The sequence below is a fragment of the Haladaptatus sp. HS23 genome (assembly GCF_056892285.1).
On sequence record NZ_JBXGLH010000001.1, the window covers coordinates 483,325 to 496,581 of the forward strand.

At 63.0% G+C, this 13,257-nt stretch carries 13 protein-coding genes; 10 read left to right on the forward strand and 3 right to left on the reverse strand.

The genetic code is table 11. The features are described from left to right. Nucleotides 1-14: 14 nt before the first annotated feature. A complete protein-coding gene (locus AC1XDK_RS02620) occupies nt 15-212 on the forward strand; it encodes an HVO_0649 family zinc finger protein (RefSeq protein ID WP_483348213.1) in 198 nt (65 codons plus the stop codon). Here AC1XDK_RS02620 and gpmI read toward each other — a convergent pair. After that, nucleotides 209-1,729 (reverse strand): 2,3-bisphosphoglycerate-independent phosphoglycerate mutase, encoded by a 1,521-nt coding sequence (gene gpmI / locus AC1XDK_RS02625; RefSeq protein ID WP_483348214.1) that lies wholly within the window; start codon nt 1,727-1,729, stop codon nt 209-211. The genes AC1XDK_RS02620 and gpmI overlap by 4 nt on opposite strands. A 164-nt stretch (nt 1,730-1,893) precedes the next feature. On the opposite strand from gpmI, the gene AC1XDK_RS02630 reads away from it, so the two are divergent. After that, nucleotides 1,894-2,034, forward strand: coding sequence for a hypothetical protein (locus tag AC1XDK_RS02630; RefSeq protein WP_483348215.1), 141 nt, complete (start codon nt 1,894-1,896; stop codon nt 2,032-2,034). Between the two features lie 175 nt (nt 2,035-2,209). After that, complete coding sequence (locus AC1XDK_RS02635) at nt 2,210-3,472, forward strand: DNA double-strand break repair nuclease NurA (RefSeq protein ID WP_483348216.1); 1,263 nt, start codon at nt 2,210-2,212, stop codon at nt 3,470-3,472. On the opposite strand, the gene AC1XDK_RS02640 is transcribed toward AC1XDK_RS02635, so the two are convergent. Beyond that, nucleotides 3,466-3,801, reverse strand: coding sequence for a DUF7113 family protein (locus AC1XDK_RS02640; protein WP_483348217.1), 336 nt, complete (start codon nt 3,799-3,801; stop codon nt 3,466-3,468). The two genes, AC1XDK_RS02635 and AC1XDK_RS02640, sit on opposite strands and share 7 nt — an antisense overlap. Before the next feature lie 157 nt (nt 3,802-3,958). On the opposite strand from AC1XDK_RS02640, the gene AC1XDK_RS02645 reads away from it, so the two are divergent. The 3 genes from AC1XDK_RS02645 (at nt 3,959) to AC1XDK_RS02655 (ending at nt 6,550) form a co-directional block, all read left to right on the forward strand. Beyond that, nucleotides 3,959-5,788, forward strand: coding sequence for an ATP-binding protein (locus AC1XDK_RS02645; RefSeq protein WP_483348218.1), 1,830 nt, complete (start codon nt 3,959-3,961; stop codon nt 5,786-5,788). A 53-nt stretch (nt 5,789-5,841) separates the two neighbouring features. Then, nucleotides 5,842-6,264 (forward strand): universal stress protein, encoded by a 423-nt coding sequence (locus AC1XDK_RS02650; protein WP_483348219.1) that lies wholly within the window; start codon nt 5,842-5,844, stop codon nt 6,262-6,264. Nucleotides 6,265-6,415: 151 nt separating this feature from the next. Further along, nucleotides 6,416-6,550: a hypothetical protein gene (locus tag AC1XDK_RS02655; protein ID WP_255666015.1), complete on the forward strand. Its 135-nt coding sequence runs from the start codon at nt 6,416-6,418 to the stop codon at nt 6,548-6,550. 309 nt (nt 6,551-6,859) lie between these two features. On the opposite strand, the gene AC1XDK_RS02660 is transcribed toward AC1XDK_RS02655, so the two are convergent. After that, nucleotides 6,860-7,963 (reverse strand): KaiC domain-containing protein, encoded by a 1,104-nt coding sequence (locus AC1XDK_RS02660; protein ID WP_483348220.1) that lies wholly within the window; start codon nt 7,961-7,963, stop codon nt 6,860-6,862. A 167-nt stretch (nt 7,964-8,130) separates the two neighbouring features. Between AC1XDK_RS02660 and AC1XDK_RS02665 the strand changes: the two genes are divergently transcribed. The 4 genes from AC1XDK_RS02665 (at nt 8,131) to AC1XDK_RS02680 (ending at nt 13,212) form a co-directional block, all read left to right on the forward strand. Then, nucleotides 8,131-8,955, forward strand: a complete 825-nt coding sequence (locus AC1XDK_RS02665) for an NAD(+)/NADH kinase (protein WP_483348221.1) — start codon at nt 8,131-8,133, stop codon at nt 8,953-8,955. A gap of 48 nt (nt 8,956-9,003) precedes the next feature. Continuing rightward, nucleotides 9,004-9,939: a GTP cyclohydrolase MptA gene (mptA, locus tag AC1XDK_RS02670; RefSeq protein WP_483348222.1), complete on the forward strand. Its 936-nt coding sequence runs from the start codon at nt 9,004-9,006 to the stop codon at nt 9,937-9,939. A 666-nt stretch (nt 9,940-10,605) separates the two neighbouring features. Next, nucleotides 10,606-11,979 carry an NAD(P)/FAD-dependent oxidoreductase gene (locus tag AC1XDK_RS02675; protein ID WP_483348223.1) on the forward strand — a complete coding sequence of 458 codons (1,374 nt, stop codon included), beginning with the start codon at nt 10,606-10,608 and terminating at the stop codon, nt 11,977-11,979. Nucleotides 11,980-12,042: 63 nt separating this feature from the next. Next, nucleotides 12,043-13,212 (forward strand): inorganic phosphate transporter, encoded by a 1,170-nt coding sequence (locus tag AC1XDK_RS02680; RefSeq protein ID WP_483348224.1) that lies wholly within the window; start codon nt 12,043-12,045, stop codon nt 13,210-13,212. Nucleotides 13,213-13,257: the final 45 nt, after the last annotated feature.

Genomic DNA, 13,257 nt, shown 5'->3' on the forward strand with positions numbered 1-13,257 from the left:
CCATACGATACCACATGGCAGCCAAATCGAGTCGTTCGCCATTCGAGCGACTACGGCAGCATTACGAGGACAAGGAACGGAAGTGCATCGAATGTGGCTACGTCGATACGGAGGGTCACTGGCGCGTCACGAAACGCGGCCGTGAAATCCACTATCAACACATCTGCCCGCGCTGTGACGCCATCGACACGCGCGTGCTCCGATACGATTAGTTTTCCAACAGCGACTCGCCGGTCATCTCCGGCGGTTGCTCGACGCCGATGAGCGAGAGGAGCGTCGGCGCGAGGTCGCACAGCGACCCGTCCTCGCGGACCGTCTTTCCATCGTCGTCGCCCTCGGGGGAGACGTAGACGAGCGGGACGGGATTGTACGTGTGTGCCGTATGAGGGTTCTCCGGCGTCCCCATGTCGTCCGCGTTGCCGTGGTCCGCGGTGATGAGGACGTGCGCACCGTGGGATTCGAGCGTGTCCACGAGTCGCCCGAGTTGTTCGTCCACCGCTTCGACGGCTTCGACGGCGGCGTCGAAGTCACCCGTGTGGCCCACCATGTCCGGGTTCGCGTAGTTCAGGACCAGCACGTCGGGGTCCTCCGCGTCGATGACCGAGATAGCCGTGTCCGTGACGCCCTCGGCGCTCATCTCGGGTTGCAGGTCGTAGGTCGGCACGTCGGGGCTCTCGATGATGCGCCGAATCTCGCCGTCGAACTCGACTTCCCGCCCGCCGTTCAGGAAGTAGGTGACGTGGGCGTACTTCTCCGATTCTGCAAGCCGAAGCTGTGTCAGGCCGTTCTCCGAAAGAACCTCGCCGAGCGTCTGCTCGGGTTGGTGAGGCGGAAACGCCACCGGCAGGTCGAACTCGGGGTCGTACTGAGTCATCGTCACGAACTCGACGTCAGGGGGGTTCGTATCGAACGACCACGCCGGGTCGATGTCCGCAATCATTCGCGTGAGTTGCCGAGCGCGGTCGGAGCGGTAGTTGAAGAACATCACTGCGTCACCTTCTTCGAGCGCGTGCCCGCCCCTCACGAGCGACGGCTTGATGAACTCGTCCGTGTCGCCGCGCTCGTAGGACGCTTCCACGGCCTCCACGGCGCTTCCTTTCTCGTACTCGGCCTCCCGATTCACGATGGCGTCGTAGGCGCGGTTCGTTCGCTCCCAGTTCTGGTCGCGGTCCATCGCGTAGTAGCGCCCCGAGACGGTGGCGATGTCGCCGGTCCCCTGCTCCTCGACCACGTCTTCGAGGCCGGAAAGGAAGCCCGCCCCGCTCTTCGGCGGCGTGTCCCGCCCGTCCGTGAAGGCGTGCGTCGTCGCCTCGACTCCCCGCTCCGCCGCGAGTTCGATGAGCGAGTAAAGGTGTTGCTGGTCGGAGTGGACGCCGCCCTCGCTGACCAATCCCATGAAGTGAACGCGCCCGTCGTGTTCCGCCGCGTAGTCGAACGCGCCGTTGATGGCCTCGTTCTCGCCCAGTTCACCGTTCGCGATGGCGTCGCTGATGCGGGTGTACTCCTGTCTGATGACGCGTCCCGCGCCGATGTTGAGGTGGCCGACCTCGCTGTTGCCCATCTGGCCGTCCGGGAGGCCGACCCGCCGACCCGTCACGTCGAGGGTTCCGTACGCCCCGTCGCGTGCGAGGCGGTCGAAATTCGGCGTGTCCGCGGCCTCGATGGCGTTCCGGCCGCCGTCTTCGCTGCCTAATCCCCATCCGTCGAGTACGATGAGTCCCGCTTTCATGGGCGAACCGACGGCATCGCGGGGTAACTATTCTTCGCCTGAACGGCTGAAACGTAGGCGACGCTCTCCGGCCGTTTTCGTTCACTTTCACTCCGCGTAAGAATCCCTTTAACTACGGTAGCGGTGCTGGTTGTACTCGCTCGTTGACAGGGACGGGTGATACTATGCCCAACAGGGCACCATCGAACGGGGTTTCCGTGGCGCTCATCACCGCCGGTGCGACGATAATCGCCAATCGAAACGACGTCGGTTGGATACTCATCGTCGTGGGGGTGATACTCGCGAGACGGAAGGCGGGCGGGTGACAGCTATCGGGCTGTCGTTCGTCCGAAATTTAGCATTTTGTACCACCGAGTTCGTCGAACACGCCGAGCGTTCTCGCCGGGAGTAACCCGTTCGTTCGGGCGCGGTCGGAATTGACGCATCTCCGGGAATCGGAGAACGGTACCTTTTTTCGGGGTGGACCGGGTTGAAGCGGGCATGACACTCGACCCCGTTCACTTCGACGGCATCGCCGAACTGGCGGACAGGATAGAGTACGAAGGGGAAGAGCGCAACCATCGGGAACTCGCACGGAACGTCTGGGAGAACTACCTCGACCCGCTGTTTCACGAGGGGACCGAGATACTAGCACCGCTCTCCGAACTCCGGCGGCGACGCGCGAACATCGAGGAGTTGGCGCTCGAAGCGGACCAGTTCGGGACGATGCACGGACTCGATTCGGGGACCATCAACCCGCAACCCTTCAAGAACGGATTGGTCGTGGACGTGGCGCACGCGGCGATGAGTTCGTCGCCGTCGGACCTCGACCTGCACGATTCGCGGACGGTCGTGAAGGCGGTCCACACGAACGACGTGCAGCGGAACTTCGACACGGACTGGGACACCTACAGCGAGGGGAGCAAACGCCGAATCATCCACGCACCGCGTCGGGACGACTACGAGCAGGACATCGTTCACGCGCTGGCGCTGTATCGCGCGGAGAGCAGACACGCACTCGACCACGCGGCGAACGTCTCGGACCTCCTCCTGCTGGACGGGCCGATGTATCCGAAAGGGTTGCTCCGCTGGCGTAACAGGGGGAGAATACTCCCCGACCTGTTCGAGGAGTCGGACGAAGTGCGGACGATTCTCCAAAACTACGTCGAACTGGTGGAGACGTTCGCCGAACGGGAGGTGCCGCTCGCGGGGTTCGTGAAGAACATCTCCGCGCGGTCGATAACGCGGGTGCTACGGGAGAAAGAGGGAGAAAACGGGATACACGCCCCGTGGGCACACGACGCCGCCTTCTTCTCGCAGATTCTCGAACGCGGCGAGTACGAAAACGGGGAGTACGAGCGGTTCACCGACGATTTGACCCTGACGAACTGGTTCGTCTCGCGTGCCGGGTCCGACGCCTTCTTCGGAAGCGAGAAGGCCGAACGGTACATCGACCGGGAGTATGCGCCGGAACAGTACGAAGTGACGTTCTGTGTCGTCTACGACCCGCGACGGCGGTTGCTGTTCAAGATAGAGGCACCGCGGATTTTCACGGCCGACGAGACGTGTCGGCGGCGTATCGAACGCCAACTGTTGAAGGAGATAGCCATCTCGAAGGGACCCCCGACGGTCATCACGAAGGCGGATTCGCTGGCACAAATCGGCCGGAACAGCACGAAGTCGCTGATACAGAGCTTCGAGAAGTCGTTCGACACCGAACTCGACCGGAACTACGACGACATCCGCTGGGGACTCGACTACTGAAGTTCCCCTTTCTCCATCGAGAACTCCACGTCGTCAGCGTCCACGCCGATACGGGCGAACTGCGTCCGGACGTGTTCTTCCGCGGCGGCGAGGGCTTGGTCGCGGGTGTCGAACCCGCGGGGCATCGGCGTCTCGAACGCGACGTGTACCTCCTTGCCCGAGACCATCTGGGCGGTACCACCGCTCTCGACCTGATAGAACTCGTCACAGACCCAGACGTACGGCGCGTCTTCGTCCGGTGCGCCCTTGAACGAGGGTGAGCGTTCACCCCGTTCGTACAACGTCCCCGTGAGGGTCGTTCCGCCTGCCTCACCACGAACGAGCAACATACCCGTACGTAGGAGTCCCGAGAATAAAAGCCAAGTGGGAAAGTGGTGTCAAACCGTGAGAAGCAGCGCGGAAACGGTTCGTTTCCGTCCATTACAGGAACACACAACACGGGGTCCGTGCGAAACACGTTTCACTCGCGCCCGAGATGACAGGTCCATGAGCGATTTGGGCGACTTCTCGAACTATGGGAACGACACCGACGACTCGTCGGCGTCGGAACCGTCGTCGAGAACGGACGACGAGCGAACGGAGGCGGCGAGTACGAGGGAGGAAGCCGACGATTTCGACCGGATGGACCTCGACCCGGTCGGCGACGACCGAGGCCTCGGGAGCCTCGCCGTTTCGGAAGGCCTCTCCATCGGCGAGGAGAGCGACGAAACCTGCCTCCGAGCGTACATCACCGCGCCCAACCGGGGCGAGGTTCGAATCGGGAAGTACCTCCTCGTGCCCTATCCGGACGGCGAGAAACTGTTCTGTCGCATCACGACGCTCGAATACGCACAGGAGTTCCACAGCGACGACGCGACCGAGATTCACGCCCGGCGGGCCATGCGCAACGGGCAGATAGACGAGCGGGACTACAAGTTCATGGCGACGCTCGAACCCATCGCCGTGCTCTTTTCCGACGACGGCGAACTGAAACGACGGATGACCGACCGCGTGCCGAAACCCGAGACGGTGGTTCGGCAGGCCAGCGACAAGGGAGAAATCAAGACGGGGCTGAAGATACCCGAGGACGGCGTGTTCCTCGGCCACCTCTCCGTTGGGGGCGAAAAGGTGCGGACGGCGGCGGAACCGCCGACCATCGACTATCGCGTAAAGGACGACTACGACTCGGGCGACCCGCTCGTGTTTCGCCACTCGCTCGTGGCGGGCGGCACCGGGTCGGGGAAGACCCACGGCGCGAAGAACATCCTCCGACAGTACCTCTCCGCGGAGCGCACGTATCCCATGGACGACGGCCGAAACGCCCGGATGGCCGTCGTGCAGTTCGACCCGCAGGACGAGTACGCCCAGATGCACGACGACAACCCAACGGTGAACGCGGACGACGAGCGCGCATGGGAGCGCGAAGGCATCGCCCACGGTGGTCACGACGAAACCGTCGCGTTCGTCCCGAAGGTCGGCGGTTCGGCGTACGCCGCGAGCCACCACGAGGCCGAACAGGTCGAGTTCACGATTCCGTTCTCGATGGTCAGCGACAACCAGTGGCTCGTCGCGGGGGCGAGCCTCAACGACAACCAGTACGGCGCGCTGACACACCTCCTGAATCGGTTCTTCGGCAGTCGCGGCGAGTCGGGGACGTATCAGGACTTTTGTTCCTACCTCGACGACCCCGCGCTCCGCGAGGAACTGGACGAGAGCGGACGCGTCCACGAGGCGACGTTCGACGCGGTGAAACGCCGCGTTCGCTCCGTTCCGAGCGGCGTGTTCGACCAGTCGGCCAAATCCATCACCGAACTCGTCCCGCAGTTCGTCCGGTCCGGTAGGCTCTCGGTCGTGCCGACGTACCACCTGCCGTCGAGTCGAGCCAAGGAGATGGTCGTCCTCGCGGTGTCGAGCCTCCTCATCGACGAAAAGCTCTCGAACGCGCCGGAGTACCCGACCATCAAGGAGACGCCGCTCCTCGTCGGGATGGACGAGGCGCACAACTTCCTCTCCGATGCGGACAGCGTGCAGGCCCGGAAGGTCATCGGCAAGTTCACCGACGCGGCGAAGCAGGGCCGCAAGGAGCGACTCGGGTTGTTCCTCATCACGCAGGACCCACAGGACATCGACGACGCGGTGTTCAAGCAGATAAACACGACCGTCGTCCTCAATTTGGGCGACGAGGACGCCATCAAGAGCGTGAACATCCCGTCCACCTTGGAGAAGAAGGTGCCGTACATGGAGAAGGGTCAGATGGTCGTCTACTCGCCGGACAACTCCGAGCCCGTCGAAATTACCGGGTTGCCCAAATGCGTCACCCGTCACGGACGGGATTGAATCGGTCGGACGCCGGACAAAAAGATATGTAAACAGCACCCGTACTATTCGGTATGGCAAAGAGAATTCTCGTTCCGGTCGACGGGTCCGAACAGGCGACCGAGGCGCTCTCCTACGCGCTGGCGGAGTTCCCCGGTGCCGAAATCGGCGTCATCAACGTCATCGACCCCATCGACGTCGGTTACACTTCCACCGTCGGCATGCCCGGCTATTCGGAGGAGTGGTACGAGGAGTCGAAGGAGAACGCGGAAGCGGTGTTCGAGGAGGCACAGGAGCTAGCGGACGAGCACGGCGTCACGCTCACCACGAAGACCGAAGTCGGGCAACCGGCCCAGACAATCGTGGACTACGCGGAGGAGTTCGACCAAATCATCATGGGCAGTCACGGGCGCTCGGGCGTCTCCCGAATCCTCCTCGGCAGCGTCGCGGAAACGGTGGTCAGGCGGTCGTCCGTTCCCGTGACGGTCGTTCGATAGTTCAGCTATAAACTTTACAGTTTCTAAGGGCGTTATTTTAGTTGTTGGACCGGTCAGAATATGGCGTTTGGGTCGATGTGCTGAATACAGAGGATGGGTCATCGAGGCCGAATAATTATCTCGTCATAGGACAGAGAATAAGGGGAAGAATATGGATACGCCGGATGACCGACCACCCACTTACAACCGACTGTTGGCCCTCTTTCTCCTCGTATTATTCCTGAGTATCGCCGCGGTCGTCGGATACGTCCTCTGGGCAGATTGTATCATCGGATGCCCCGCATAATCCGTTCGTTGTGCTTTGAACGATACGCGCTCTGTATGTACTGCGTCGTTTCTGTCACGCTCTCGGGGTCTCAAAGAGTCGGGGTTTCACAACCGCCAGAAACGGCCGGTGATACAACCGCCAGTCGCTAGCTAACCTACCGGAAAATCTTCGATTTTCCGGGCCGACGACTGAACGGAGCGGAGTCCTCGTGAGTGAAACGAACGAGGGCACGGAAGACGAAAAGCGTCTTCCGGAGCGAAGTGAGGAGGAGCGCTTTTGGTGCAGATTTTTATCGAGGGTCGCAGAGCGACCCTCGATAAAAAGGTGCTAGAACAGATTCGCCTGTTGATACACGCTGATACCCTCGTCCGTGATGTCGTAGGGTTTGATTTCGCGGGAGTGGTTCGCGTCCCGAATCTTCTGGATTTCGACGGCGAGTCGCGTCTCGATGAAGTCGTCGGTACTCCGCACGTAGCGGAGGACGAACACGGCGTCGGTGAGGTACTCGATGATGCCGTGACGGGAGGAGTAGGGGTTCTCGTCGCTGGCTTCGCTCGTGAGCATGGTGGTCACGCCCGCCTCCTTGAGGCTTCGTGTGAAGTCGTAAATCTCGTTGCGGCGGGTGGCTTGGCCCTGATACATCATTTCGAGGAGCGAGACGGAGTCGAGGACGAGTCGCGACGCGCCGAACTCGCGCACGAGTTCGGGGAGTTCGCTCCGGATGCTCGACAGCGAGTTGGCCATCTCGATGGGGTCCAAGTCCACGACGGCGAGTTTTCCTTCCTCGATGTACTCGTCGTAGGGCCACCCTTTCTCCGTCGCGCTGGCCACGATTCGTTCGTGGCTCTCCTCTAACGTGACGTAGACGGTGCTCTCTCCGTTCGAAAGCGCGTGATTCAGGAACTGAAGCCCGAACGTGGTCTTCCCCGTCCCCGCGCTACCGATGGCGACCATCAGCGTCCGCTCGGGGACGCCGCCCTGAATCATGCTGTCCAAGCCGGCGATACCGATGTCGATTCGGGGAATCGCGGAGTCGAACGTCTCGTCGTCGAAAGAAGCGTCGTCACCGCCGCCGAAGCCACCGGCGTCACTGCCACCGAACCCGCCGCCACCGCCGAAGTCAGATTCGCTTTCACCGCTGGCACCGGGCGCGGACGCGAACGCGCTGGCGAAATCGTCGTCGAACAACGGCGCGTCGTCGGCATTCGATTTGTCGGCCGTCGTGTCGTCCGTTGTGGGGTCGGTCGGCACATCGGCGTTCGGTTTGGGTTTGGCGGTGTTCGCCTCCTCCGAAGGTGCGTCCGGAAATTCGACGTATCCCTCCATCTCCTCCGTGCCGTCTTCCGATTCCTCGGTCGCGCCGTCGTCCGGTTCGCCCTCCGATTCCCCGTCGTCTCGGAGCGCGGCCTCGAACCAATCGTCGTCGCTCACGTCGTCACTCCCTCCTCGGTTCGGATTCGACGTGCGCCGCGAACCGACGACCCGCTCGTCCTCGTCCGCTTCCGAGCGAAAGTTCTCATCGTCCTGTCACTGGCACCCGTCGTAAATTAATGTTCGTGTCGGCGGCTTTTTGAACACCGGGAGAGAACGGGGCCGTGATGAACGTCGGCATCGTCGCACAGCGGGGAAACGAGCGGGCCGCGACACTGGCGGGTCGATTGCGAGAGACGCTCCGAGCCGATTCCGTGACGGTTCACCTCGACGCCGCCACTGCCGAGCGGTTGGAGGTCGACGGCGTGGACGTGAGCCGGATGGCGGAAAACGACCTCGTCGTCAGCATCGGCGGCGACGGAACCTTCCTCTTCTCGGCGAGCGGCGCGGGTGGAACACCGATACTCGGCGTCAACCTCGGCGAAGTCGGGTTTCTGAACGCCGTCGCGCCGGAAGACGCCGTGGCCGAAGTGGGTGCGGTCGTCGAGGAGTATCTGGAATCGGGCGAGATTCCGTCGTGGGAAGTGCCACGGCTCCGAGCGACCGGCGAAGGCGACTGGTCGGTTCACCCCGCGCTGAACGAAATCGTGATACAGGGGGCACAGCGCGGGCACGGACAGGGAATCGACTACGACATTCACGTCGACGAGGTGGAGTACAACACCGGACACGCGGACGGCCTGCTGGTTTCGACGCCCACGGGAAGCACGGCGTACAACCTCAGCGAAGGCGGGCCGCTGGTTCACCCCGGCGTTGACGGCCTGATCCTCATCGAGATGTGTGCGTCACATCCGATGCCGCCGTTAGTGTTCGAACCGGACCACGAAGTCGTGATTCGGGTACGAAACGCGGACGCCGCCGTCGTCGGCAGTGACGGAACGCAGGTCCGTATCGAACCACCGGAGACCATCACGGTCGCGCTCGCGTCCGAACCGGCGCGAATCGCCGGGCCGTCCCCCAACTTCTTCGAAGCCCTCGGAAAGCTCGAGTAGCTGCCGGAAACGGAAGCCTCTAATTCCGCTGTTCACAAGGAAACGACAATGAAAGGGCAACTTCCCGACGTACAGGCGACGGAACCGGACGTAACGGTCGGGTTGAATCGGGTCGGCGTGACGGGGGTCGAGAAACTGGTCGAGGTCGCCCGACCGGACAAGCGACCCTACGTCCTTACCGCGGAGTTCGACGTGCTGGTAGACCTGCCGAGCTGGCGCAAGGGCGCGGACATGAGCCGGAACATGGAGGTCGTGGACGAGGTCCTCGAAGACGCCGTCAGCGAACCCACCTACCGCCTCGAAGACGTGTGCGGCGACGCCGCGGAACGACTGCTCGAAAAGCACGAGTACACTTCGAAGGCCGAGGTCAGCATGGAAGCGGAGTTCATGGTGCGCGACACGACGCCGGAGAGCGAGCGCCCGACGCAGGCCATGGTGGACATCATCGCCAGCGCGACGGCGATCGAGGAGGAGACGACCGAGGAAATCGGCGCGCGCGTCACCGGCATGACGGTCTGTCCCTGCTCGCAAGGGATGATGAGCGGGCGAGCGAAGGAAAAACTCCTCGACCTCGGCGTCGGCGAACGGGAGGTCAAGGAGTTCCTACAGGAGATTCCGCAGGCGGGCCACTCCCAGCGCGGCCACGCAACCCTCACCGTCGAGAGTTCCGGCGTGCCCGAAGTGGACCTCCACGAACTCATCGAAGTCGCCCGCGACTCGATGAGCGCCCGGATTTACAACCTCGCGAAGCGCCCGGACGAGGACCACATGACGTTTCAGGCGCACGCCGACGCGAAGTTCGTGGAAGACTGCGTGCGCGACATGGCCCACGGCGTCGTGGAGACGTTCCCCGACCTGCCCGACGACGCGGTCGTGACGATGAAACAGAGCAACGACGAGTCCATCCACCAGCACAACGCCCACGCCGAGCGCGTGGCCGAGGTGGAGACGCTCCGCGAGGAAGTCGCCGAATCGAGCGAGTAGTACGACGGTTTTTCGGTCCTTTCGTTTGCCGTGGGGCGCTTCTTTTCGACTTTCTACTTCGACGGGAGACGTTTTGTGGAGTTCGTGGCTGTTCGGTATTCCGAGCGAACTCGTCCATCGTGAGCGCAACTGCTAGGGACCATGACCCCACCGCCACCGCGGACGGACGGCCGGAACCGCACGGCCGTCCGCCCGCGCGGCCCCTGACCTCCCCGGTGCTCGGATGCCCTCGCCGCATGGCTCGGGCGTCCTCGGCGCGCGTCCCGAAAGCGACCGTGAAAACGCGCTTCGGACCCGCCATTCAACCGAATGGACGCGCCGGGAGGACGGTGAGCGCTCGCCGCGAAGCGTCCTCCCATGCGGGGAGGAATGGGGTCACAGAAGGAGGTGGTCGTGCGGTTCCGATCATCCTCCTGTCTGCGGTGCGGTTATATTCGCCCAGCAGACCCGGCCCCGAAAACCTCCACAAAGCAATCGTTGGGGCGTCGCGGTTGCGGTGTAGTCGCCGCTGGAGTCGTCGTTTTTCGAGGTGAAATCCGGGCAACAACAGTTCTGCACGTCGAGACTCGGTGTGAAACGTCAGTGAAAGGAAAATCGTCCGTCCATCACACCTATCGGATTGCGGGGTCGTAAGACGTATTCCACGCGGCGACGAATCCATCGGTTATGATAGGTATCGTCGGCGGGGGAATCGCCGGATTGGCCGCCGCCTACCGCCTCCAGCAGCACGGTTACGACGTGCAGGTATTCGAAGCGAGCGAGGACCTCGGGGGACTCGCCGCGACCTACGAGACGAACGGCGACCGCATCGAGAAGTTCTATCACCATCTCTCCGCCTCGGAAGAGACCATCATCGACCTCATCGGGGAACTCGGCTTGGACGACGATTTGGACTGGCCCATCGGCAAGAATGCCTACTACGTGGACGGCGTCGTCCACCCGCTCGACAAACCGTGGGAAATCATGGCCTACCCGCACATGAGCTTCTACGACAAGTTCCGCCTCGGCATGCTCACGCAGGAAATCGACGTTCGCGGCGGGATTCCGAAGTTCGACAGCTACGAGCGGTTGGAGGACTACGAGGACGTTCCAATCAAGGACTTCCTCTTGGAACACACCTCGCGGGGCGTCTACGAGAACTTCTTCGGCCCGCTGCTGGACGCGAAGTTCGGGAGCAAAAAGGAGAAGGTCAGCGCCGCGTGGCTGCTCGGCCGCATCAAGTTCCGCGGGGAACGTGACCTCCTTCGCGGCGAACCGCTCGGCTACCTCCGCGGCGGTTTCGGACGCCTCATCGACGCGCTCGTGGACGAAGTCGGCCGGGAGAACATCACGACCGGCGTGTACGTCACGGACATCGAAACGGAGGGCGGCGAAGTCGCGTCGCTGACGACGGAAGCGACCGAAAACGCCGAAGTCGCGGCCGCCGACGGCGGTACCGCGGCCGAAACGCACGACGTGGAAAGCGTCGTGGTCGCCGCGATGCCGAACGTCCTCGAAGACCTGACCGGCTACGAGTGCGATATCGACTTCCAAGGCGCGGTCTGTGCGCTCGTGACGATGAACGAACCGCTGACGGACACCTACTGGCTCAACATCGGCCACGACGCGCCGTTCGGCGCGCTCATCGAACACACCAACTACATCCCGCCGGAGCAGTACGGCGGCGACCACCTCGTCTACGTCGCCAGCTACATTCAGGACTACGAAGAGGAGTTGTGGGGGATGGACGACGACGAGGTCGAGGACCTGTGGCTGAGCCACATCGAGGAGATGTTCCCCGACTGGGACCGCTCGTCGGTGACGAACTTCCGCCTCGCCCGTAATCCGCGCGCAGCGCCGGTGTACGAGCGTGGGTACCTCGACATGGTCGTCCCCTACGACCTCGGCGACGACATCGCGGACGGCATCTACTACGCCGGAATGGCGAGCAAGGCCCAGTACCCCGAGCGGAGTTTGAACGGCGGCATCCTCGCGGGCTACGAGTGTGCCGACCGGATTTCCGGCAGGAAAGTGGTCGTCCGTCCGAACGACGGGGAGTAACGGTAATAACCACCCGGAATACGCCACGGGTAGGGTCTTGCCCGCTCGTCGCCAGTAGTAAACATGGTGGGGGCCGCGCAGTTAGGGGTCGTGGGTATCGGTGCGATAGCGAGTTTCTTCATGGCGTGGACGGTCGGTGCGGGGTGGACGCCCTACGCGCCGGGGGTCGGCGCTCGGACCACGACGGTCATGCGAGCGGCCTTTTTCACCGGCCTGTTCGGGATACTGGGGGCGGTGTTACAGGGCGCGAACGTGACGGAAGCCATCGCGGCTGGACTGATAAACGGCGTGACGCTCACACCTATCGCCGCCGTCATCGCGTTGATCGTCGCCGCCGGACTCGTCGCCATCGGAATTTTCGCCGGGTATCCGCTGGCGACGGCGTTCACGGCGACGGGCGCGGTCATCGGCGTCGGTCTGGCGCTCGGCGGGACGCCCGCCTACGCGAAGTACCAGCAAATCCTGTTGCTGTGGATACTGACGCCGTTGTTCTGCGGCGGCATCGCGTACTTCCTCGCTCGACTGATTCGGCGCGACGACGTGCCGGACGAGTATTCGATTCCCCTGTTCGGGGCCATTGCGGGACTCGTTCTCGCGAACTCGCCCTTTACCTTCCTCGCGCCGGAGTCGGGTGGGGCGTCAGTCGCGGCGGTGGCCGCGGAGAGTCTGCCGCTCCCGTCGCTCATCGGCGTCACAGTGACGACGGCGTTCGTCGCGCTCCTCATCGGCGGGTTGTTCCTGTTGGACGTTCGCGCCGACGTGAAGATGGGGCAACGACACCTCCTGTTCGGTATCGGCGCGCTCGTCTCCTTCTCGGCGGGGGGCAGTCAGGTCGGACTCGCCGTCGGACCGCTTGCACCGATGACGATTCCCATCGGCATCTCGCTCGCTGTAGTGTTGCTGTTTGGCGGCCTCGGGGTGATGTTCGGCGCGTGGATGGGTTCGCCTCGAATGATAAAGGCCCTCGCACGGGACTTCTCGTCGCTCGGCCCGCGTCGGGCGACCGCCGCACTCATTCCGGCGTTCGCCATCGCACAGACAGCGGTGTTGTTCGGCATCCCCGTTTCGTTCAACGAAATCGTCGTGAGCGCCATCATCGGGAGCGGCTACGCGGCCGGAAGCGGCCGTGTCAGCCGAAAGAAGATGTCCTACACGGTCCTCGGATGGGTCGTCTCGCTGCTCCTCTCGTTCGCGCTCGCCTACGGCGCGTTCGTCGGCGTCGGAATGCTGTAGTCCGACGTATCGAGGCTAACGATTCGTCGGGAAGCGTTACCTCAA